Source organism: Streptomyces spiralis, from assembly GCF_014654675.1.
Taxonomy (GTDB): Bacteria; Actinomycetota; Actinomycetes; order Streptomycetales; family Streptomycetaceae; genus Streptomyces; species Streptomyces spiralis.
In genome coordinates this window covers 64,239-85,236 of the sequence record NZ_BNBC01000041.1, presented here as the reverse complement: position 1 = coordinate 85,236, position 20,998 = coordinate 64,239, and the positions used below count along the sequence as shown (strand labels likewise).

Sequence of the window (20,998 nt, the reverse complement as noted above, 5' to 3'; positions counted from 1 at the left end):
GGGCCTGTCCGGCGGATCAAGGTGCAGGCAAGCGGCGGCGCCGGTCAACTCAGGTGAGCGGGGGCTGGTGCGTCCAGATGCAAGGCGGAGGAGGGAGTCGACGCGGAGCGTCGGCGAATGACGACAACGCCGCAGATGGGCGTGCCAGGCCCCGCGTCTGCGCCATGATCCGCCGGACAGGCCCTAGGCGGCCAGGGCCTTCCTCCGCAGCAGAGACGCCAGCGCGGCGGCGAACTCCACCGGCTCCACCGGCAGGGTGACCGCCGCGTCGGCCCGGCTCCACGTGGCCAGCCAGGCATCCTGCGGACGCCCGATGAGCAGCAGCACCGGAGGGCAGTCGAAGACCTCGTCCTTGATCTGCCGGCACATCCCCATGCCGCCCATGGGCACGGCCTCGCCGTCCAGGACGCAGACGTCGATCCCGCCCCGCTCCAGCTCACTGAGCACGGCCGCGGGGGTGGCGCACTCCACGAACTCGACGACCGGCGCGTCCTGGGCAGGCCTGCGGCCGGTGGCCAGCCGCACCTGCTCCCTGGTGCCCGCGTCGTCGCTGTAGACCAGCACCGTGGCGGTCGCCTGCATTGTTCCTCCACGCATCTCGAGAAGACACAGCTAGGGTCGGGAACTTCCGGGTACCGATGGCGCGGATGCTACTCCCTTCAACTCCTGGTCAACACCGCTTGGAACACCCCTTCGATGGGCCATACGAGCTGGGCACACCCCGCCAACACTCCGAACGGCACCCCCCGGAGTGAGCGCGAGATAAGCGACCGACATAATGTCGGTCGTGGCGACAGCAACGACAGTAGAAACCGGGCACGCGCACCCGTCGGTCAACCGGCCGAACCTCACCAGCGTCGGAACCATCATCTGGCTGAGTTCCGAGCTGATGTTCTTCGCGGCCCTCTTCGCGATGTACTTCACCCTGCGATCGGTGACGGGACCCGATCACTGGAAGTCGATGGCGGACCATCTCAACGTCCCCTTCTCTTCGGTGAACACCACGATCCTGGTGCTCTCCTCGCTCACCTGCCAGCTCGGCGTGTTCGCCGCCGAGCGCGGTGACGTGAAGAAGCTCCGGGGCTGGTTCATCGTCACCTTCATCATGGGTGCGATCTTCATCGGCGGTCAGATCTACGAGTACACGAGCCTGGTGAAGGAGGACGGCCTCTCGCTCTCCTCCGACCCGTACGGCTCGGTGTTCTACCTGACCACCGGCTTCCACGGCCTGCACGTGACGGGCGGTCTCATCGCCTTCCTGCTGGTCCTCGGCCGCACCTACGCGGCCCGGAGGTTCACCCACGAGCAGGCGACCGCGGCCATCGTCGTGTCCTACTACTGGCACTTCGTCGATGTCGTCTGGATCGGCCTCTTCGCCACGATCTACCTGATCAAGTAGCCGACGAACCGATCCAAGTCCGCAAGCATCGACGCAGAAGATCCTGACACCGGGGTAATCCGTGAAAAAGCTCTCCGCACGACGACGCCATCCGCTGGCGGCGGTCGTCGTCCTACTTCTCGCGCTGGCGGCCACGGGGGGGCTGTACACCGCGTTCGCGCCCGCGAGCAAGGCGAAGGCCGACGACTCCGCCCAGTCCCTCACCATCGAGGAGGGCAAGAAGCTCTACGAGGTCGGCTGCGCCAGCTGCCACGGCACCGGTGGTCAGGGCACCACTGACGGTCCGTCCCTGGTGGGCGTGGGCGCTGCGGCAGTCGACTTCCAGGTCGGTACGGGCCGTATGCCGGCCCAGCAGCCGGGCGCGCAGGTCCCGCGCAAGAAGGTCATCTACAGCCAGGGCGAGATCGACCAGCTCGCGGCCTACATCGCCTCCCTGGGCGCCGGCCCCAACGTGCCGACGAAGAACGAGTACAGCCCGGAGGGCGCGGACATCGCCAAGGGCGGCGAGCTGTTCCGCACCAACTGCGCGCAGTGCCACAACTTCACCGGCAAGGGCGGTGCGCTCACGCACGGCAAGTTCGCCCCGGACCTCGAGGGCGTCGCGCCGAGGCACATCTACGAGGCCATGCAGACCGGCCCGCAGAACATGCCCTCCTTCCCCGACACCACGCTGTCGTCGAAGAACAAGAAGGACATCATCGCGTACCTGAACGCGGTCAACAGCGACGAGACGGTGAACCCGGGCGGTCTGGAGCTGGGCGGCCTCGGGCCGGTCAGTGAGGGTCTGTTCGCGTGGATCTTCGGCCTCGGCGCACTGATCGCCGTCGCCGTGTGGGTCGCCGCCCGGACCGCAAAGGCCAAGAAGTCATGAGTAGCCAAGACATTCCAGAAGAGAACCTGCCTGCCGAGCAGGGCGCACCGCACGGCGCCGTGAGGGTCGCGGACGAGAAGAACCCGTTCGCCGACCCGGGCCTGCCGCCCCACGAGCACCGGATCCAGGACATCGACGAGCGGGCCGCCAAGCGGTCCGAGCGCGCCGTCGCCCTGCTGTTCACGGTGTCGATGCTGGCCACCATCGGCTTCATCGCCTCCTACGTGACGATCCCGAACGACAAGTCGATCTACGTCTTCCCGATCGGGCACGTCAGCGCGATGAACTTCGCGCTGGGCCTGACCCTCGGCGTGGCGCTGTTCTGCATCGGCGCGGGCGCGGTCCACTGGGCCCGCACCCTGATGTCCGACGCGGAGATCGCCGACGAGCGTCACCCGATCGAGGCGTCCCCCGAGGTCCGCACGAAGGTCCACGCCGACTTCAAGCAGGGCGCCAAGGAGTCCGCGATCGGCCGCCGTCCGCTGATCCGCAACACCATGCTGGGTGCGCTCACCCTGGTGCCGCTGTCCGGCCTGTTCCTGCTGCGCGACCTCGGGACGCTGCCCGGGACCAGCCTCCGCCACACCATGTGGGCCAAGGGCAAGCGCCTGGTCAACATGAACACCAACCAGCCGCTGCGTCCCGAGGACGTCGCCGTCGGCTCGCTCACCTTCGCCAAGCCCGACGGCCTGGAGGAGACGAACGAGGACTTCCAGACCGAGATCGCCAAGGCGGCCCTGATGATCGTCCGGCTCCAGCCGGACAACATCAAGGACAAGCGCGAGCTGGAGTGGTCGCACCAGGGCATCGTGGCGTACTCGAAGATCTGCACCCACGTCGGCTGCCCGATCTCCCTGTACGAGCAGCAGACGCACCACGTGCTGTGCCCGTGCCACCAGTCCACCTTCGACCTCTCCGACGGTGCCCGAGTGATCTTCGGCCCCGCCGGTCACGCCCTGCCGCAGCTGCGCATCGGCGTGGACAGCGAGGGTTACCTCCAGGCGCTCGGCGACTTCGAGGAGCCCGTCGGTCCTGCATTCTGGGAGCGCGGATGAGTACTACAGCGAGCAACACGACCCGCTCGCGCGGGAAGGAACCGGCCGGCGAGAAGCTCGCCGACTGGGTCGACGGCCGGCTGGGCATCTACAGCCTGGCCAAGGCGAACATGCGCAAGATCTTCCCCGACCACTGGTCGTTCATGTTGGGTGAGGTCTGCCTCTACAGCTTCCTGATCATCATCCTCACGGGTGTGTATCTGACGCTGTTCTTCCACCCCTCGATGAACGAGGTGGTGTACCACGGCAGCTACGTCCCGCTCCAGGGACAGCTGATGAGCGAGGCGTTCAACTCGACCCTGCACATCTCCTTCGAGGTGCGCGGTGGTCTGCTCATCCGGCAGATCCACCACTGGGCCGCGCTGGTCTTCCTCGCCGGCATGTTCGTGCACATGATGCGCGTGTTCTTCACCGGTGCGTTCCGCAAGCCGCGTGAGATCAACTGGATGTTCGGCTTCCTGCTGTTCGTCCTCGGCATGTTCACCGGCTTCACCGGCTACTCGCTCCCGGACGACCTGCTCTCCGGCACCGGTGTCCGCTTCATGGAGGGTGCGATCCTGTCCGTGCCGATCATCGGCACGTACCTGTCGTTCTTCCTCTTCGGCGGCGAGTTCCCCGGTCACGACTTCGTGGCCCGGTTCTACTCGATCCACATCCTGCTGCTGCCGGGCATCATGCTCGGCCTGGTGGTCGGCCACCTGATCCTGGTCTTCTACCACAAGCACACGCAGTTCGCGGGCCCCGGCAAGACCAACAACAACGTCGTCGGCATGCCGCTGCTGCCGGTCTACATGGCCAAGGCCGGAGGCTTCTTCTTCCTGGTCTTCGGTGTCATCGCGGCCATCGCGGCGGTCGCGCAGATCAACCCGATCTGGGCCATCGGCCCCTACCGTCCGGACCAGGTGTCCACCGGAGCCCAGCCCGACTGGTACATGGGCTTCTCCGAGGGCCTGATCCGTACGATGCCGGGCTGGGAGATCAACTTCTGGGGCCACACGCTCGTGCTGGGCGTGTTCGTACCCCTGGTGATCTTCCCCCTGGTCCTGGTGGCGATCGCGATCTATCCGTTCCTGGAGGCCTGGGTCACCGGCGACAGGCGCGAGCACCACATCCTGGACCGTCCGCGCAACGCCCCGACCCGCACGGCCTTCGGTGCCGCGTGGATCGCCTGGTACTTCGTGCTGCTGGTCGGCGGTGGAAACGACCTGTGGGCCACCCACTTCCATCTGTCGATCAACGCGATCACCTGGTTCGTCCGGGTCTCGTTCTTCGTCGTGCCGGTCCTCGTGTTCGTCGTCACCAAGCGGATCTGCCTCGGCCTGCAGCGCCGGGACAAGGACAAGGTGCTGCACGGCCGCGAGTCGGGCATCATCAAGCGCCTGCCGCACGGTGAGTTCATCGAGGTCCACGAGCCGCTCAGCCAGGAGCAGCTCTACACCCTCACCGCTCACCACCAGTACGAGCCGCTCGAGCTCGGTCCGACGGTCGACGAGAACGGCGTCGAGCGGAAGATCTCCGGCACGAAGAAGCTGCGCGCCAAGCTCAGCGGCGCGTTCTACGGCGAGGAAAGCCAGATCCCGAAGCCGACCGTCGAGGAGTACAAGGAGATCACGAGCGGCCACGGCCACCACTGATCACTGAATCCGAGCGTCGCCACGCCACGGTCGAAGGGCCCCGTCCGAACCCCGGACGGGGCCCTTCGCCGTGCCCCCGGGCTGGATAGGCTGGAGCCGTCGAGACCCGCGTCCCGTAGCCCGGGACACCGAACCCACCCAGGAGCGGCATATGAGCGCTGTGACCCCCGCTGGAGGCGACACCGCGGCGGGCCGTTCCTGGCCCCGGGTGCTGAACGGACTGCTGGAGGGCCACGACCAGAGCGCGGAGGACACCGCCTGGGCGATGGACCGGATCATGCGGGGCGAGGCGACGGACGCCCAGATCGCCGGTTTCGCCGTGGCGCTGCGCGCCAAGGGCGAGACGGTGCAGGAGATCACCGGCCTGGTCCGGGCGATGTACGAGCACGCGAACGTGATCGAGGTCCCCGGGTCGACCGTCGACATCGTCGGCACCGGCGGTGACGGCGCGAAGACGGTGAACATCTCCACGATGTCCTCGATCGTCGTCGCGGGCACGGGCACGAAGGTCGTCAAGCACGGCAACCGTGCCGCGTCGTCGGCGTCCGGCGCCTCCGACGTGCTGGAGAAGCTGGGCGTCAATCTGGAGCTGACCCCGCAGCGGGTGGCCCAGGTGGCGGAGGAGGCCGGCATCACCTTCTGCTTCGCGGTGAAGTTCCACCCGGCCCTGCGCCATGTCGCCGCCGCGCGCGGGCAGCTGGGCATCCGCACCACGTTCAACTTCCTTGGCCCGCTGACCAATCCGGCCAGGGTCAAGGCGCAGGCCGTCGGCGTCGCCGACCTGCGCATGGCGCCGATCGTGGCGGGCGTCTTCGCCGAGCGCGGCAACTCCTCCCTGGTCTTCCGCGGTGACGACGGCCTCGACGAGCTGACCACCACCGCGACCTCGCGGGTGTGGGTGGTCAGGGACGGCAAGGTCACCGAGGAGGCCTTCGACCCGCGGGAGGTCGGCATCGACCTGGTGCCCGTGGAGGCCCTGCGCGGCGCCGACGCCTCCTACAACGCGGAGGTCGCCCGTCGCCTGCTGGACGGCGAGCAGGGCCCCGTACGGGACGCCGTGCTGCTGAACTCGGCGGCGGCCCTGGTGGCCCTGGAGCCGGGCTCCGGGACGCTGGTGGAGCAGATCCGGGCCGGCATGGAGAAGGCGGCGGAGTCCATCGACTCCGGCGCGGCCCGACGCACGCTGGAGCGCTGGGTGGCGGCCAGCAACACCTAGGTCCTGCCGTCACATTCCCGCCTGCCCGGCGGCGCCTGGCACGCACGCTCGCGGCGTTGCCGAACCGCCCACGTGGCTCCGCCACGAGGGCGCTCCGGCGCCTTGCGATCGCACGCACCAGACGCCGCCCGGCCCGCCCTGCGGGCGGACGACGGGAATGCGACGGCAGGACCTAGCGTGACCGAAGGTGTCGCGGTCCCGCGATCCGGACTCGGGTTGCGGGACCACGATCACTTCGCGTACGTTCCTGTCCAGGTCATGAGTGACAGCCATGTGGCCCCGGCCGGCTGTCCGGCAACCCTCCGTCCGTGGCGGGGTGCCCCGGGTGAGGACCAGGTCGTAGGCAGCGAGGTCTACGGCAAGCGCGGACCCCTCGCGAAACCAGGGGTCCTGGTCGTACGAGGGAGCCTTCCGTGAGCAAGCGAATGCGCTAGGGCCGCAGAGCCCCGCCTCCGCATCCCCCTTTCACCTCTCTCCACGCTCGAGCCGTGTCCGCTCGCGTGGTGATTCCGCCTGCTTCCACGGGAGTTCACCCATGTCCGTCTCCACCCTTGCCGCCGACCAGTCCGTTTGTGCCCCGCTGCCCGTTCTGGGCCGGGATGTCACCGTGCCGCTCGTGACGGGTGGTGAGGTCACCTACGCCGCCCTCGACTACGCGGCCAGCGCCCCCGCGCTCCAGCGCGTCTGGGACGACGTGGCGGCGTACGCGCCGTACTACGGCAGCGTCCACCGCGGCGCCGGCTACCTCTCGCAGCTGTCCACCGACCTGTTCGAGAACGCCCGCAGGACGGTCGCCGAGTTCCTCGGCTGCCGCGAGGGGGACCAGGTGGTCTTCACCCGTTCGACGACGGACTCGCTCAACCTGCTGGCCCGTGCCATCCCGGCCGACTGCCGGGTGTTCGTCTTCGAGACCGAGCACCACGCCTCGCTGCTGCCGTGGCGGGACGCGCAGGTGACGTACCTCAACGCGCCGCGCACCCCGGAGCAGGCCGTGTCGACGCTGGAGCGGGCCCTGGCCGACCGCGATCCGCACGGCCCGGCCCTGGTCTGCGTCACCGGCGCCTCCAACGTCACCGGCGAGCTGTGGCCCGTACGGGAACTGGCCGCCGCCGCGCACGCGCACGGCGCCCGGATCGTCCTGGACGCCGCCCAGCTCGCCCCGCACCACCCGGTGTCGGTCACGGACCTCGACGTCGACTGGGTCGCCTTCTCCGGCCACAAGCTCTACGCCCCGTTCGGCTCCGGAGTCCTCGCGGGCCGTGCCGACTGGCTGCGCGAGGCCGAGCCGTACCTCGCGGGCGGCGGCGCGAGCCGCCGGGTCACGCGGCGCACCGACGGGGGAGTGGACGTGGAGTGGCACGACAGCGCCGCCCGCCACGAGGCCGGCTCCCCGAACGTCATCGGCGCCTACTCCATCGCCTCCGCCTGCAAGGCGCTGACCGAGGCCGGCTTCGACACCCTGGTGGCCCGCGAGCAGTACCTGATCCGCACGGTGCGGGAGGGTCTCGCCGGCGTCCCCGAGGTGAAGATCCTCTCCCTGTTCGGGGACGACGCCCCGCGCGTCGGCGTGATCTCCTTCGTCGTGGAGGGCTGGAACAGCTCCCACTTCGCCGCCGCGCTCTCCGCCGAGTACGGCATCGGTGTGCGCGACGGACTGTTCTGCGCCCATCCGCTGGTGCGCACCCTGCTGGGCAGCGACCCGCAGACCCAGGGCGAGTGCGGCGCCCCCGAGGCCGCGCCCGGCGAGAAGTCCCTCAACGCCATCCGCGTCAGCTTCGGCGCGGGCACGCCCGACGAGCACGTGGAGCGGTTCGTGACGGCGGTGCGGGAACTGGTGCGCGACGGCGCGAAGTGGCAGTACCGCACGGAGGACGGCCGCTGCGTCCCCGCGGTGTGAACCGACGCCCTCCGGTGAGGCGGCGTTCGGGCGGTCGGGTCAGGAGTCCAGCCCGATGGCGAACGCCGCCTCGAGGTCGTGCTGCGAGTAGGTGCGGAACGCCACGTGCGTGTCCGTGGCCTCCACCCCGGGGATCTTGCTGATCCGCCCCGGGATGATCTCCGCCAGGTCCTCGTGCTGCCGCACCCGGACCATGGCGATGAGGTCGTACGTCCCCGTGACGGAGAAGACCTCGCTCACGCTCTCCAGCGAGGCGATCTGCTCGGCGATCTCGGGGATCCGGTCCACGCTGGTCTTGATGAGGACGATCGCGGTGATCACGGCTGGTTCTCTCCCTCGGGGGCCGGAGCAGGGGTGACCTTCACTCTAGTGGGCCGCCCGTACCTCGCCCACGCGTAGGCGAAGCCCAGGCCGAAGCCGATGACGTGGGCCAGGTAGGCCACCCCCGGGCCCTGGCCGGCCTGCCGCGCGGCCAGCCACTGCAGGGCCGCCCAGAACGGCAGCACCACCCAGGCGGGCAGCCGCAGCGGCAGGAAGAACAGGAACGGGAAGAGACTGGTCACCCGGGCCCGCGGGAACAGATACAGAAACGCCCCCAGGACCGCCGAGATCGCGCCCGAGGCCCCCACCAGCGTCTGCCCGGAGCCGGCGTACGCGGCGGCGTAGCCCAGCAGGGCCAGATAGCCGCAGCCGAGGTAGAACAGCGTGAACTGCGCGCGGCCCATCCGCTCCTCGGTCATCGCCCCGAAGACGTGGAGGAAGAGCATGTTGCCGAGCAGATGCACCCAGCTGCCGTGCACGAAGAGGGCCGTCGCGGGGGTCAGGACGGCCCGCGGGGCCCCGGAGAACAGCTCGGCGGGGATCACACCCCAGCGCTCGAAGTAGGACCGCTGGGCGAGCAGCAGCGCGTCCCCGCTGCCGTAGAAGGGAGTGAGGCCCGAGGCAGGGCAGATCACGAAGACGACGCAGCACAGGACGATCAGGGCGCGCGTCACCGGCGCCGGCATGGTCCGTACCGCCCTGAGGGCCCTGACCGTCCGGGCGGCCACCGCGTTCCTGTACCCGATCATGTGCACAGAGCATGGCGTAACAGGACGCATCAGCGCAGACCGCCTCGCCGCCGTGGACACCCGGGCGGCGAGTGGTCGCCAGGCCGTAGGGTTACGAGCCGGCGCTCCAGGGAAGCTGGCGCGTCACGGACACTAGAAGGAAGGCGAACAGGTCGCGATGACGGTTCCCCTGCCGACCGCCACCACACGGTGGCGCTGCACCCTCTGCGGCAACCTCACCCGCTTCGACGTGACGCGCTCGTCGAAGGTCGTCGAGTACGTCCACCTGGACCTGGCCGGAGAGCCCACGGTCGAGGAGCGCGAGGTGGTCAGTGAGACCATCGAGTCGGTGCGCTGCCGCTGGTGCAACGCCGTGGACAAGGTGGAACTCGTGGACAGGCCGGGCGCCGGCTCCTGAGCGGAGCGGGCCCCGCACAGGTGATCCCCCGCCGGGGGGGTCCCGCAAGGCATTGGGGTGACGGATGGTGGAGACACAAGGCGGGGAGCCGGGCGACGGCGCCGCTGAGGTGCTCGACCGTCCGCTGCCCGACGGGGTGCGCCGCAGGGTCGTGCAGATCGTGGCCGACGCCTTCGGCCGTCTGACGGTCGCCGAGCTGCCCGCGCAGCTGCGCCAGTACGCCCGGTTCGCCCCCAACCGCAGAGCCAAGTTCGCGGGCAACGCCATGGCTGCGGCGCTGGAGACCGACACACTGTTCCGGCAGCGCGTCGGGGAGAAGTTCAGAGAGGCCCAGCCGGAACTGTCCGGCGCCCTCGACTCCGGCTCGCCGCCCCCGGCCGCGGATCCGCTCGACGTGGCGGCCGCGGCCTACGTACTGCGCCCGGCGGGCTGGGTGAAGCTGGTGACCGCCGCCGGCGAGGAGGCCCAGCGGGCGCACGCCGAGCGCGCCGACGAGGAGAGCCGGGCCGAGCTGGAGCGGCTGAGCGCTCAGCTCGCCGCGGCCCGGGAGCAGACCCGCACCGAGACCGAACGGCTGCGCGCCGAACTGGACTCGGCCAAGAAGGAGACCGAGTCGCTGCACCGCAAGCTGCGTGCGGCGCTCAGCGACGTCAAGCGCGGCGAGGCCGCCCTGCGCAAGGCGCGCGCCGAGATGGAGGCCCTGCGCGCCGAGGGGCAGGCGCAGGTGTCGGCCGCCGAGAGCGAGACCCGGCGGCTCAAGGCCCGCCTGGGCGAGGCGGAGGCCGCCCTGGAGGCCACCCGCAGAGCGGCCCGCGAGGGACGCAGCGTCGAGGACATGCGGGTCCGGCTGCTGCTGGACACCGTGCTGGACGCGGCCCAGGGGCTGCGCCGCGAACTGGCCCTGCCGCCGGTGTCCGTACGGCCCGCCGAGACCGTGGACGCGGTCGAACCGGGGCGGATGACCCCGAAGGACATCGCCGCCCGTGCCCTGTCCGAGCACGACCCCGCGATCCTCGACCAGTTGCTGGCGCTGCCGCAGGCCCATCTCGTCGTGGACGGCTACAACGTCACCAAGACCGGCTATCCCCAGATGCCGCTGGAGAAGCAGCGGCTCAGGCTGCTCGGCCAGCTCTCGCAGCTCGCCGCGCAGACCGGCGCCGAGGTCACCTGTGTCTTCGACGGGGCCGAGCTGGCCGCGCCGGTGCTGCTCGCGCCGCCGCGCGGAGTACGGGTGCTCTTCTCCAAACCGGGTGTCACGGCGGACGAGTTGATCCGTCAGCTGGTGCGCGCCGAGCCGCCCGGCCGGCCGGTCATCGTCGCCTCCACCGACCGCGAGGTGGCCGACGGGGTCGCCCGGGCCGGGGCCCGCCCGGTGGCGTCGCTGGTGCTCCTGAAGCGCCTCTCGCGCGGCTGAACCGTCTCACGCGTGACGCCACCCTTCCCGCAGGGTGCAAACCGGGCATAAGGCAATCTACGCATCAATCGCAACGTAGAGGTTTAACGCCCGAATTGACGGAACCGTCACGCAACGTAGTGTCAACCGTGTCTCACGCGCTGTGAGTTGTGTGCAAAGAATGCATGCTGTGACGGGATTTTTTGCTGTGAGGATTTGAATTCATCACGATGAGGTCACTAGGGTCTGGGCTCGAACCTCCAAGCGGGTGATCACTCACAAGAAGGAGCTCGCTTTCGTGGCCTCCCACCGTCGACCCAAACAGCCGAGCCGTGCGCGTGTGACCGTGCTCACCACCGCAGCAGCCGCCGCCGTCGCCATCAGCGCGCAGGCGGCCAACGCGGCGCCGAGCGCGAAGCCGAGCAAGGACGAGGTCAAGTCCAAGGTCGACAAGCTCTACGAGGAGGCGGAGCAGGCCACCGAGAAGTACAACGGGGCCAAGGAGAAGCAGGAGAAGCTCCAGAAGGAGATCTCCACCATCCAGGACAACGTGGCCCGCGGCCAGCAGGACCTCAACAAGCTGCGCGACAGCCTGGGTTCGCTCGCGGCCGGTCAGTACCGCTCCGGCGGCATCGACCCGTCCCTGCAGCTCTTCCTCTCCTCCAACCCGGACGACTACCTGGACAAGGCCTCCACGCTCGACCAGTTGAGCGGTCAGCAGGTCGACGCGCTGAAGAAGATCCAGGACAAGCAGCGCGAACTGGCCCAGGAGCGCGCCGAGGCCACCGAGAAGCTCAAGGACCTCGCCTCCACCCGCACCGAGCTGGGCAAGAAGAAGGACGAGGTCAAGGCCAAGCTCGCCGAGGCGCAGAAGCTGCTCAACTCCCTCACGGCGAAGGAGAAGGCCGACCTGGCCGCCGCCGACCAGGCTCGCGCCACCCGCGCCAGCGAGCGCGCCACGATGGGCAACAGCGCCCCCGCCTCGGGCCGGGCCGGAGCGGCCTTCTCCGCCGCGCAGAGCAGGATAGGGTCCCCGTACGTCTACGGCGCCACCGGCCCGTCCTCCTTCGACTGCTCGGGCCTGACCTCCTGGGCCTACGCCCAGGCCGGCGTCTCCATACCGCGCACCTCCCAGGCGCAGGCCAACATCGGCACCCGCATCTACTCGCAGAGCCAGCTCCAGGTCGGCGACCTGGTCTTCTTCTACGGCGACCTGCACCACGTCGGCCTCTACGCGGGCAACGGCCAGGTGCTGCACGCCCCGCACACCGGCGCCAGCGTGCGCTACGAGGCGATCGGCAACATGCCCTTCCAGTTCGGCGTCCGCGTCTGAGCCGCATCCGCTTCCGCCTCCCGGCGCTCCACTCGGTGCCGCCCGAACGAGCGAATCGCATCAACCCGCACTGACCTCACGCCCCGCCCCTGACCTGCGTCGGAGGCGGGGCGCCGTGCTGTGCGCCCGTCGAGGGGCTCGGCCGGAGCGTGTGCGCGGGGCTACTGTCGGCGCCGTTTCCCCCACCGCCGGGACGCGCCCCGCGTCCCGGCACCCGGGGAGGCTGTCCGTGTTGGCCAGTGGAGGGAGTTCGGCTTCCCGTGGGGTCCCATCGCCGCCTTGCACCGTCCGGGTTCGTCCGGGGCGCCGGCACCGCCCGTGCCGCCTTCACCGCGGTCTCCGCCGCGGCCGCCGTCCTCGGCGCCCTGCCGGCCGGCCCGGCCCTCGCCGCCCCGCACGGCGGCACCGGCGCCGAGGTCGACCGCCTCTACCAGGAGGCCGAGAAGGCGACCGAGGCCTACGACAAGGCCGATGAGCGCGCCGGTCTGCTGCACCGGCAGGTCCGCGACGCCCAGGACCGCATCGCCCGGCGGCAGCAGCGCGTCAACACCCTGCGGGAATCGCTGGGTTCCCTGGCCGGCGCCCAGTACCGCTCCGGCGGCCTCGACCCGTCCCTCGCCCTGCTGTTCTCCGACGACCCGGCCGACTACCTCGACAAGGCGACCACGCTCGACCGGATCGGCACCCACCAGGCCGGCGAGCTGCGGAACCTGCGGCAGGCGCTGCGGGAACTCGTCCAGGAGCGCGCCGAGGCCACCCGCGCCCTCACCGAACTGGAGAAGGCGCGCAGGGCCGTCGTCGCCCACAAGCGGACCGTCGAGCAGAAGCTGGCCCGGGCCCGGGCGCTGCTCAACTCCCTGTCCCCGACCGAGCGCGAGGCCTACGACCGGGCCTCCCGCTCCGGCCGCGACGACCTGCTGCCCGGCGTGTCCGGTCTCTCCGGGCTCGACGGCGGCCCGGCCGCCTCCGCCCGCGCGGCCGCCGCCGTCGCCGCGGCCCGCTCCGCGCTCGGCCGCCCCTACGTCTGGGGCGCCAACGGCCCCTCCGGCTTCGACTGTTCGGGCCTGATGCAGTGGGCCTACGCGCAGGCCGGGGTGCATCTGCCGCGCACCTCGCAGGAGCAGCGCCACGCCGGACGGCAGATCCCGCTGTCCCAGGCGCGCCCCGGCGACCTCGTCGTCTACCGGTCGGACGCCAGCCACGTCGCGATGTACGTCGGCCACGGCAGGGTCATCCACGCGCCCTACCCGGGCGCACCCGTGCGCTACGACCCGGTCGGCATGATGCCGATCTCCTCGGTCACCAGGGTCTGATCTCCTCGGTCACCGGGGTCTGGCGGTGGCGCCCCGGCGCCGTACCATCGGGAAATGGCTGGTCGAAGGCGGGTGTCGAGATCCTCGATGGTGGCGGTGTGCCTGCTGCTCGCCTCGCTGGCGGCGTGCGGCGGCCAGACCGCCACCGGCACGGCCAGGGAACAGGTGCAGCGGCTGCTCGACCGGCGCGCGGCTGCCGTCCTGCACCACGATCCGGCCACCTTCGCCGCCACCGGCACCCGGGCGCCGTACCCGGACCTGAAGGCCGTGCCCTTCGCGGCCTGGTCCTACCGCGTCACCGCGCTGCGCCGCACCGGCGAGGGGGCCGTGGCCGACGCCGAACTGCGCTACCGGGTGACCGGCTACGACCGGGCGCCCGTCACCGCCGGCCGCACCCTGACCCTGTCCACCACGGCCGACGGGAAGTGGTACGTCGTCTCCGACCGGCCCGCGCGCAAGTCCGCCCAGCAACTGTGGGACCAGGGCCCGGTGTCGGTGGTCCGGGGGCACAGCGGCATCGTCCTCGGGGTCGGGCAGAGCGACGGGACCCTGCGGGGCTACGCGGGCCTGGCCGACCGTGCGGTGCCCGCGGTCTCGGACGCCTGGGGCACGGACTGGAGCCGCCACGTCGTCGTCCTCGTCCCCAAGTCCCTCGACGGCATGGCCGCGCTGCTCGGCTCGCCCGCGTCCAACTACCGGGGGATCGCCGCCGTCACCACCGGCGAGGCGGGCGGCACCGGGCAGGCCCCGGCCGACCGGATCATCGTGAACCCCGACGCGTACGGCATGCTCGGGCCGCTCGGCCGGCAGGTCGTCCTCACCCACGAGACCACCCATGTCGCCACCCGCGCCCACACCAACCCGGCCACCCCGCTGTGGCTCTCCGAGGGCTACGCGGACTGGGTCGGCTACCGGAACTCCGGACGCACCCCGGACCAGGCCGCGCCGGAACTCGAGCACGCCGTGACCGACGGGAAGGTGCCGGCCGCCCTCCCCGCCGACCGGGACTTCGGCTTCGCCGGTGACGCCACCCGGCTCGCCCAGGCCTACGAGGGCGGCTGGATGGCCTGCCGGATGATCGCCGACCGCTGGGGCGAGGGGAAGCTGGACGACTTCTACCGGGCCGTGGGCGTACACCAGCGGCGCGCGGGCGCGGTCGAGGACGCGCTGAGGACCGTGCTGGGCACGACGCTGGAGGCGTTCACCGGGCAGTGGCGGGAGTATCTGCGCACACAGCTGGGGTGAGCCGGGGGGACAGGTACGGCCGTCCCGGGCGCCCGGAGCGGATTGGGTAGGGTCGGCGGCGATGCACAAGACCCTCATCGTGACCAACGACTTCCCGCCCCGCCCGGGCGGCATCCAGGCGTTCCTGCACAACATGGCGCTGCGGCTGGACCCGGACCGGCTGGTCGTCTACGCCTCCACCTGGAAGCGGAGCCGGGAGGGGGTCGAGGCCACGGCCGCCTTCGACGCCGAGCAGCCGTTCACCGTCGTACGGGACCGTACGACGATGCTGCTGCCCACACCGGCGGCGACCCGCCGCGCCACCGGGCTGCTGCGCGAGCACGGGTGCACGTCGGTGTGGTTCGGGGCGGCGGCGCCGCTCGGGCTGATGGCGCCGGCGCTGCGCCGGGCGGGCGCCCGGCGGCTGGTGGCCACCACGCACGGGCACGAGGCCGGGTGGGCGCAGCTGCCCGCCGCACGCGGGCTGCTGCGGCGCATCGGGGAGTCGACGGACACGATCACCTACCTCGGCGAGTACACCCGCTCCCGGATCGCCACCGCGCTCACCCCCGAGGCGGGCGCGCGGATGGTGCAGCTGCCGCCCGGCGTGGACGAGAAGACCTTCCACCCGGCCTCGGGCGGTGAGGAGGTGCGGGCCCGGCTCGGGCTCACCGACCGGCCGGTGGTCGTGTGCGTCTCCCGGCTGGTCCGGCGCAAGGGGCAGGACACCCTGATCCGGGCCATGCCCCGGATCCTGGCCGCCGAGCCGGAGACGGTGCTGCTGATCGTCGGCGGCGGCCCGTACGAGAAGGACCTGCGCAGGCTCGCGGACGAGACCGGGGTGGCCGGCTCGGTGCGCTTCACCGGCCCCGTGCCCTGGGCCGAGCTGCCCGCGCACTACGGCGCCGGCGACGTCTTCGCCATGCCCTGCCGCACCCGGCGCGGCGGGCTCGACGTCGAGGGCCTGGGCATCGTCTACCTGGAGGCGTCCGCGACGGGGCTGCCCGTCGTCGCCGGGGACTCCGGCGGAGCGCCCGACGCGGTCCTCGACGGCGAGACCGGCTGGGTCGTGCGCGGCGGCTCCCCCGAGCAGGCCGCCGACCGCATCGTCACCCTCCTCGGCGACGCCGCACTGCGCCGCCGCATGGGGGAGCGGGGCCGCCGGTGGGTCGAGGAGAAGTGGCGCTGGGACCTGCTGGCGGACCGCCTCAAGGAACTCTTGTAGCGGCGTCCGGCGGGCCGAGGGGCGTGCGGCGGAGGGCCGAACGCGGCCGGCCGCGCTGGGCCGGCCCCTGCGGCCCTACTTCGCGTAGATCGCCTCGATGTCGTTCGCGAAGTCCTTGGCCACCACGTTCCGCTTGAGCTTCAGGGACGGGGTGAGGTGGCCTGACTCCTCCGTGAACTGGGTGGGCAGGACGCGGAACTTGCGGACCGACTCCGCCTTCGACACCGCCGCGTTGCCGTCGTCGACGGCCGTCTGGAGGGCGGCGAGCAGATCCGGATCCTCGCGCAGCGACGCCGGGGTGGAGCCCTGCGGCTTGCCGTGCTCGGCCGCCCAGCGGCCGAGGAACTCCTCGTCGAGGGTGACCAGCGCGCCCACGAACGGACGCCCGTCGCCCACCACCATGCACTCCGCGACCAGCGCGTGCGCCCGGATGCGGTCCTCGATCACGGCCGGGGCGACGTTCTTGCCGCCCGCGGTGACGATGATCTCCTTCTTGCGGCCGGTGATCCGCAGATAGCCGTCCTCGTCGAGGGTGCCGATGTCCCCGGTGTGGAACCAGCCGTCGGCCAGCGCCTCGGCCGTGGCGCCCGGGTTGTTCCAGTACTCCTTGAACAGGTGCTCGCCGTGCAGCAGCACCTCGCCGTCGTCGGCGATACGGACCACCGAGCCGGGCAGCGGCTGCCCGACCGTGCCGATCTTCTGCCGGTCCCAGGGGTTGAACGCGGTCGCCGCACAGGACTCGGTCAGGCCGTAGCCCTCCAGCACCGTGAAGCCGATGCCGCGGAAGAAGTGGCCGAGCCGCTCACCGAGCGGCGCGCCGCCGGAGATGGCGTACTCGCCGCGCCCGCCGAGCACCGCGCGCAGCTTGCTGTAGACCAGCTTGTCGAACGTCTTGTGCTTGATCTTCAGACCGAGCGACGGGCCCGACGGGGTGTCCAGCGCCTTGCTGTACGCGATCGCCGTGTCGGCGGCCTTGTCGAAGATCTTGCCCTTGCCGTCCGCCTGCGCCTTGGCGCGCGCCGAGTTGTACACCTTCTCGAACACGCGCGGGACGCCCAGTATCAGCGTCGGGCGGAACGAGGCCAGCTCGTCGGTGAGGTTCTTGATGTCCGGGACGCAGCCCAGCTTGATCGGCGCCATCATCGGGGCGACCTGGACCAGCCGCCCGAAGACATGGGCGAGCGGCAGGAACAGCAGTACGGAGCACTCACCGGTGCGGAACAGCGGCCGCAGCCGCTCCACCACGTTCCCGCACTCGGCGAAGAAGCTGCGGTGGGAGAGCACACAGCCCTTGGGGCGGCCGGTGGTTCCGCTGGTGTACACGATGGTCGCCGGGTCGTCGGCCTTCGCCAGCGAGCTGCGCTCCTCGACCGAGGCGTCGCTGATCCCGTGCCCGGCGCGGCCCAGCTCCTCGACGGCGCCGGCCTCGATCTGCCAGACGTTCTTCAGGGCGGGCAGGCTCTCGCGCACCGACTCGACGGCGGCGGCGTGCGCGTCCGTCTCCACCACGCAGGCGGTCGCGCCGGAGTCGGAGAGGATCCACTGGACCTGCTCCGGCGAACTGGTCTCGTACACCGGCACGGTGATGGCGCCCGCGCTCCAGATCGCGAAGTCCAGCAGCGTCCACTCGTACCGCGTACGGGACATCAGGCCCACCCGGTCGCCCGGCTGGATGCCGGAGGCGATCAGGCCCTTGGCGGCGGCGTGCACCTCGGCGAGGAACGCCCGTGCGGTGACGTCCTGCCAGACACCGCCGACCTTCCGTGCGATCACGGCGACCTCGGGGTACTGCGCGGCGTTTCTGCGGACGATGTCGGTCAGATTGCCGTCCGCAGGGACCTCGTACAAAGCCGGAAGGCTGAACTCGCGCAAGACTGCTGCTCCTCATAGGGCGCCGGCGCCACGACGTTGTGTGATGCGACGGTGCGGTCCAAGGCTCGAATCCGTGCCCGGGGCTTCGCCGGGAGCCGTTTCGGGCTCAGTGGTTGAAATCCAGAGCACGACTGGACTGCCCGGAGGTTACCCGCCGGTATGGCTTTTTCGACAGGGGTTCCCGGCGAGATGTTCGCTGCGTCACACGATGGGTGTTTCTTCGCGCACAGTAGTAGACCCGCTGAACAACTGGCCAGTAACAAGGGGCTCTGTCGTCACTGTTCACAAGAGCAGCGCTCCCCCTACCCTTGATCGCCATGGCACCCACACCAGAGCCCGACCGCGGGATGCGGATCCACGTGGTCAGCGACGTGCACGGCAACGCCCGCGACCTGGCCCGGGCCGGCGAGGGTGCCGACGCGCTGATCTGCCTCGGCGACCTGATCCTCTTCCTCGACTACGCCGACCACTCGCGCGGCATCTTCCCCGACCTCTTCGGCACGGAGAACGCCGACCGCATCGTCGAACTGCGCACCGCCCGCCGCTTCGCCGAAGCGCGCGAGTTCGGCGCCCGGCTGTGGGCGGGCATCGACGGCGACCGCGCCCAGGTGATCGAACAGGCCGTGCGCAAGCAGTACGCGGAGCTCTTCGCCGCCTTCCCCACCCCCACGTACGCCACCTACGGCAACGTCGACATGCCGCCGCTGTGGAAGGAGTACGCGCGCAAGGGCACCACCGTGCTCGACGGGGAGCGGGTGGAGATCGGCGGCCGTGTCTTCGGATTCGTCGGCGGCGGACTGCGCACCCCCATGCGCACGCCCTACGAGATCGGCGACGAGGAGTACGCCGCGAAGATCGAGGCCGTCGGCGAGGTCGACGTGCTGTGCACCCACATCCCGCCCGACGTGCCCGAACTCGTCTACGACACCGTCGCCCGCCGCTTCGAACGCGGCAGCCGCGCCCTGCTGGACGCCATCCGCCGCACCCGTCCCCGCTACGCGCTCTTCGGCCACGTCCACCAGCCGCTGGTGCGGCGCATGCGCATCGGCGCGACCGAGTGCGTCAACGTAGGACACTTCGCGGGCACGGGCAGGCCCTGGGTCCTTCGGTGGTGACCGTTGTCCTTCGGTGGTGACCGTCGGTGATCGTTGACGACCGCTTCGGCCGGGTGATCCCTTCGCGCCACCTTCCCGTCATGTCCGCAGGTGGGGGTGGAGTCCGGCGCCCGCCTGCGCGGTAGCCTTCACGCTGCACACACGTGCGCACACGACCCGACTTCCGGCCCGCATCTGGAGGAGCCACGGCGATGGCGGAACACACCAGCTCGAGCATCACGATCGAGGCGGCACCGGCCGACGTCATGGGGGTGATCAGCGACTTCGCGCGCTACCCCGACTGGACGGGCGAGGTGAAGGAGGCCGAGGTCCTCACGGCCGACGAGCACGGCCGCGCCGAGCAGGTCCGCCTCGTCATGGACGCGGGCGCCATCAAGGACGACCAGACCCTCGCCTACACCTGGACCGGCGACAACGAGGTCTCCTGGACCCTGGTGAAGTCGCAGATGCTGCGCTCGCTCGACGGCTCCTACCTGCTGAAGCCGGTGGGCGCGAGCTCGACCGAGGTCACCTACCAGCTCACGGTCGACGTCAAGATCCCCATGCTGGGCATGATCAAGCGCAAGGCCGAGAAGGTCATCATCGACCGCGCCCTGGCGGGTCTGAAGAAGCGTGTGGAGTCGGGCGAGAAGTAGGCGAGGACTGGTCGAGTCGGGCGAGGAGCAGCGGGCTGCGCAGAGGCGCGCCGGGACCCGTCCCGGCACCGGCTCGGGCGCCCCGTAGCCGAACGAGCCGTTGAATGCGGCTAGCGTTCAACCCCATGCGCACCCTCCTGATCACCGGCCCAGGCGGCTCCGGCCGTACCACCGTCGCCGCGGCCACCGCGCTGACCGCCGCCCGCGAGGGCACCCCCACCCTCGTCCTCAGCGCCGACCGCACCGACACCCTGGGTGCGGCGCTCGGCACGGCGACGGGCGCGGAGCCGGTGCGGGTCGCGCCGGACCTCACCGCGTGGCGCCCCGACGCAGCGGCCGGCTTCCGCGCCGACCTCGCCGCCTTCCAGGACCGCGCGGCAGGCGTCCTCGACCTGCTCGGAGCCGCCCGCCTGGACGCCGAGGAGGTCACCCCGCTGCCCGGCGCCGAGGAGCTGGCCCTGCTGCGCGCACTGCGTGACGCGGCCCTGTCCGAGCGGTTCGAACTGCTGGTCGTCGACCTGCCGCCCGCCCCGCAGGCCCTCGCGCTGCTCGCCCTGCCCGCCGAGTTGCGCCGATACCTGCGCCGGCTGCTCCCGCCCGAGCGGCAGGCCGCCCGCGCGCTGCGTCCCGTCCTCGGCCGGCTGGCCGGTGTGCCCATGCCGGCCGAGTGGCTGTACGAGACCGCCTCCCGCTGGGACGTGGAGCTGGCCGCCGTGGAGGCCGTCGTCGCCGACCCGGGCACCGCCGTACGCCTGGTGGCCGAGCCCGGACCGGCGGGCCTGGACGCCGTGCACGGCGTCGCGCTCGGACTGGCCGTACGCGCACTGCCCCTGGAGTCCCTGGTCGCCACCAGGGTCCTGCCCGAGGCGCCCGCGGACTCCTGGCTGGCGGGCCCGGTGGCCCAGCAGCGCAAGGCCCTGGAGGAGTGGCGGCAGACGTACACCGTCCATCCGGCCGCCCACCTGGGCCGGGACCCGCGCGGCCCGGACGACCTCGCCGCCCTCGCCGTGCCCGGTGCCGACCCGGCGTCCGTCCCGGTCGAATGGCCGGTCACCGACCGGCTCGCCGAGGACGGCGTGCTGGTGTGGTGCATTCCCCTGCCCGGCGCCGTGCGCGAGGAGCTGGATCTCGTGCGGCGCGGCGACGAACTCGTGCTGACCGCCGGCCCCTTCCGCCGGATCGTCCCGCTGCCCTCGGCGCTGCGCCGGTGCACGGTCGACGGCGCCGCGCTGCGCGACGGCGAGCTGCGGATCCGGTTCGCCCCGGACCCCGCGCTGTGGCCCCGCGAGAGGTGAAGGGCGTCCGCCCGTTCGGGTAACGTCGGAAGGACGAACCGTAGTCAGGAGTCC

At 71.2% G+C, this 20,998-nt stretch carries 19 protein-coding genes and 1 riboswitch; of the genes, 15 read left to right on the top strand and 4 right to left on the bottom strand.

Features of this window, described 5'->3' with window-relative positions; translation table 11 throughout:
- Nucleotides 1–183: 183 nt before the first annotated feature.
- A complete protein-coding gene (locus tag IE318_RS33015; protein WP_189906254.1) occupies nt 184–582 on the bottom strand; it encodes a response regulator in 399 nt (132 codons plus the stop codon).
- A 196-nt stretch (nt 583–778) separates the two neighbouring features.
- Here IE318_RS33015 and ctaE point away from each other — a divergent pair, with 196 nt between their 5' ends.
- From ctaE to IE318_RS32985, 6 genes are all read left to right on the top strand, one after another.
- Complete coding sequence (gene ctaE, locus IE318_RS33010) at nt 779–1,399, top strand: aa3-type cytochrome oxidase subunit III (protein WP_030181994.1); 621 nt, start codon at nt 779–781, stop codon at nt 1,397–1,399.
- 61 nt (nt 1,400–1,460) lie between these two features.
- On the top strand, nt 1,461–2,270 hold the full coding sequence (qcrC, locus tag IE318_RS33005; protein ID WP_030181997.1) for a cytochrome bc1 complex diheme cytochrome c subunit: 810 nt from the start codon (nt 1,461–1,463) through the stop codon (nt 2,268–2,270).
- On the top strand, nt 2,267–3,325 hold the full coding sequence (gene qcrA / locus IE318_RS33000) for a cytochrome bc1 complex Rieske iron-sulfur subunit (RefSeq protein ID WP_030181999.1): 1,059 nt from the start codon (nt 2,267–2,269) through the stop codon (nt 3,323–3,325). Before qcrC ends, qcrA begins: the two co-directional genes overlap by 4 nt.
- Nucleotides 3,322–4,959 carry a cytochrome bc1 complex cytochrome b subunit gene (gene qcrB, locus IE318_RS32995; protein WP_189906252.1) on the top strand — a complete coding sequence of 546 codons (1,638 nt, stop codon included), beginning with the start codon at nt 3,322–3,324 and terminating at the stop codon, nt 4,957–4,959. The genes qcrA and qcrB overlap by 4 nt, the downstream gene beginning before the upstream one ends.
- Nucleotides 4,960–5,110: 151 nt before the next feature.
- A complete protein-coding gene (trpD, locus tag IE318_RS32990; RefSeq protein WP_189906250.1) occupies nt 5,111–6,175 on the top strand; it encodes an anthranilate phosphoribosyltransferase in 1,065 nt (354 codons plus the stop codon).
- Nucleotides 6,176–6,429: 254 nt separating this feature from the next.
- Nucleotides 6,430–6,546: riboswitch (SAM riboswitch) on the top strand.
- A gap of 164 nt (nt 6,547–6,710) precedes the next feature.
- A complete protein-coding gene (locus IE318_RS32985) occupies nt 6,711–8,072 on the top strand; it encodes an aminotransferase class V-fold PLP-dependent enzyme (RefSeq protein WP_189906248.1) in 1,362 nt (453 codons plus the stop codon).
- Between the two features lie 39 nt (nt 8,073–8,111).
- Here IE318_RS32985 and IE318_RS32980 read toward each other — a convergent pair whose 3' ends face one another.
- Both IE318_RS32980 and IE318_RS32975 read right to left on the bottom strand, forming a co-directional pair.
- Nucleotides 8,112–8,393, bottom strand: coding sequence for an Lrp/AsnC family transcriptional regulator (locus tag IE318_RS32980; protein ID WP_189906246.1), 282 nt, complete (start codon nt 8,391–8,393; stop codon nt 8,112–8,114).
- Entirely contained in the window at nt 8,390–9,142 is a 753-nt protein-coding gene (locus IE318_RS32975) for a rhomboid family intramembrane serine protease (protein ID WP_229903906.1), read from the bottom strand. Before IE318_RS32975 ends, IE318_RS32980 begins: the two co-directional genes overlap by 4 nt.
- Nucleotides 9,143–9,299: 157 nt before the next feature.
- On the opposite strand from IE318_RS32975, the gene IE318_RS32970 reads away from it, so the two are divergent.
- The 6 genes from IE318_RS32970 to IE318_RS32945 all read left to right on the top strand — a co-directional run bounded on the left by IE318_RS32970 (nt 9,300) and on the right by IE318_RS32945 (nt 16,027).
- On the top strand, nt 9,300–9,539 hold the full coding sequence (locus IE318_RS32970) for a hypothetical protein (RefSeq protein ID WP_018567422.1): 240 nt from the start codon (nt 9,300–9,302) through the stop codon (nt 9,537–9,539).
- A 64-nt stretch (nt 9,540–9,603) separates the two neighbouring features.
- The gene (locus IE318_RS32965; protein WP_030182018.1) at nt 9,604–10,953 is read left to right on the top strand and encodes an NYN domain-containing protein; all 1,350 of its coding nucleotides are present in this window, start codon (nt 9,604–9,606) and stop codon (nt 10,951–10,953) included.
- A gap of 277 nt (nt 10,954–11,230) precedes the next feature.
- Complete coding sequence (locus IE318_RS32960; RefSeq protein ID WP_189906242.1) at nt 11,231–12,265, top strand: C40 family peptidase; 1,035 nt, start codon at nt 11,231–11,233, stop codon at nt 12,263–12,265.
- A gap of 260 nt (nt 12,266–12,525) precedes the next feature.
- Nucleotides 12,526–13,578: a C40 family peptidase gene (locus IE318_RS32955; protein ID WP_189906240.1), complete on the top strand. Its 1,053-nt coding sequence runs from the start codon at nt 12,526–12,528 to the stop codon at nt 13,576–13,578.
- Between the two features lie 54 nt (nt 13,579–13,632).
- Nucleotides 13,633–14,823, top strand: a complete 1,191-nt coding sequence (locus IE318_RS32950; RefSeq protein WP_229903905.1) for a hypothetical protein — start codon at nt 13,633–13,635, stop codon at nt 14,821–14,823.
- Between the two features lie 61 nt (nt 14,824–14,884).
- Nucleotides 14,885–16,027, top strand: coding sequence for a glycosyltransferase family 4 protein (locus tag IE318_RS32945; protein ID WP_189906238.1), 1,143 nt, complete (start codon nt 14,885–14,887; stop codon nt 16,025–16,027).
- A 75-nt stretch (nt 16,028–16,102) separates the two neighbouring features.
- Here IE318_RS32945 and IE318_RS32940 read toward each other — a convergent pair whose 3' ends face one another.
- Nucleotides 16,103–17,899, bottom strand: coding sequence for an AMP-dependent synthetase/ligase (locus IE318_RS32940; RefSeq protein ID WP_189906236.1), 1,797 nt, complete (start codon nt 17,897–17,899; stop codon nt 16,103–16,105).
- A gap of 317 nt (nt 17,900–18,216) precedes the next feature.
- On the opposite strand from IE318_RS32940, the gene IE318_RS32935 reads away from it, so the two are divergent.
- The 3 genes from IE318_RS32935 to IE318_RS32925 all read left to right on the top strand — a co-directional run bounded on the left by IE318_RS32935 (nt 18,217) and on the right by IE318_RS32925 (nt 20,944).
- On the top strand, nt 18,217–19,014 hold the full coding sequence (locus IE318_RS32935; protein WP_030182037.1) for a metallophosphoesterase family protein: 798 nt from the start codon (nt 18,217–18,219) through the stop codon (nt 19,012–19,014).
- A 191-nt stretch (nt 19,015–19,205) separates the two neighbouring features.
- The gene (locus IE318_RS32930; RefSeq protein WP_030182041.1) at nt 19,206–19,649 is read left to right on the top strand and encodes an SRPBCC family protein; all 444 of its coding nucleotides are present in this window, start codon (nt 19,206–19,208) and stop codon (nt 19,647–19,649) included.
- Nucleotides 19,650–19,774: 125 nt separating this feature from the next.
- Nucleotides 19,775–20,944: an ArsA family ATPase gene (locus IE318_RS32925; protein ID WP_189906234.1), complete on the top strand. Its 1,170-nt coding sequence runs from the start codon at nt 19,775–19,777 to the stop codon at nt 20,942–20,944.
- Nucleotides 20,945–20,998: the final 54 nt, after the last annotated feature.

What these genes read in the sequence shown, in the direction of transcription:
- IE318_RS33015 (WP_189906254.1), bottom strand. Translation starts at nt 582, where the DNA reads ATGCAGGCGACCGCCACGGTGCTGGTCTACAGCGACGACGCGGGCACC.
- ctaE (WP_030181994.1), top strand. Translation starts at nt 779, where the DNA reads ATGTCGGTCGTGGCGACAGCAACGACAGTAGAAACCGGGCACGCGCAC.
- qcrA (WP_030181999.1), top strand. Translation starts at nt 2,267, where the DNA reads ATGAGTAGCCAAGACATTCCAGAAGAGAACCTGCCTGCCGAGCAGGGC.
- qcrB (WP_189906252.1), top strand. Translation starts at nt 3,322, where the DNA reads ATGAGTACTACAGCGAGCAACACGACCCGCTCGCGCGGGAAGGAACCG.
- trpD (WP_189906250.1), top strand. Translation starts at nt 5,111, where the DNA reads ATGAGCGCTGTGACCCCCGCTGGAGGCGACACCGCGGCGGGCCGTTCC.
- IE318_RS32985 (WP_189906248.1), top strand. Translation starts at nt 6,711, where the DNA reads ATGTCCGTCTCCACCCTTGCCGCCGACCAGTCCGTTTGTGCCCCGCTG.
- IE318_RS32975 (WP_229903906.1), bottom strand. Translation starts at nt 9,142, where the DNA reads ATGATCGGGTACAGGAACGCGGTGGCCGCCCGGACGGTCAGGGCCCTC.
- IE318_RS32970 (WP_018567422.1), top strand. Translation starts at nt 9,300, where the DNA reads ATGACGGTTCCCCTGCCGACCGCCACCACACGGTGGCGCTGCACCCTC.
- IE318_RS32965 (WP_030182018.1), top strand. Translation starts at nt 9,604, where the DNA reads ATGGTGGAGACACAAGGCGGGGAGCCGGGCGACGGCGCCGCTGAGGTG.
- IE318_RS32950 (WP_229903905.1), top strand. Translation starts at nt 13,633, where the DNA reads ATGGCTGGTCGAAGGCGGGTGTCGAGATCCTCGATGGTGGCGGTGTGC.
- IE318_RS32945 (WP_189906238.1), top strand. Translation starts at nt 14,885, where the DNA reads ATGCACAAGACCCTCATCGTGACCAACGACTTCCCGCCCCGCCCGGGC.
- IE318_RS32935 (WP_030182037.1), top strand. Translation starts at nt 18,217, where the DNA reads ATGGCACCCACACCAGAGCCCGACCGCGGGATGCGGATCCACGTGGTC.
- IE318_RS32930 (WP_030182041.1), top strand. Translation starts at nt 19,206, where the DNA reads ATGGCGGAACACACCAGCTCGAGCATCACGATCGAGGCGGCACCGGCC.
- IE318_RS32925 (WP_189906234.1), top strand. Translation starts at nt 19,775, where the DNA reads ATGCGCACCCTCCTGATCACCGGCCCAGGCGGCTCCGGCCGTACCACC.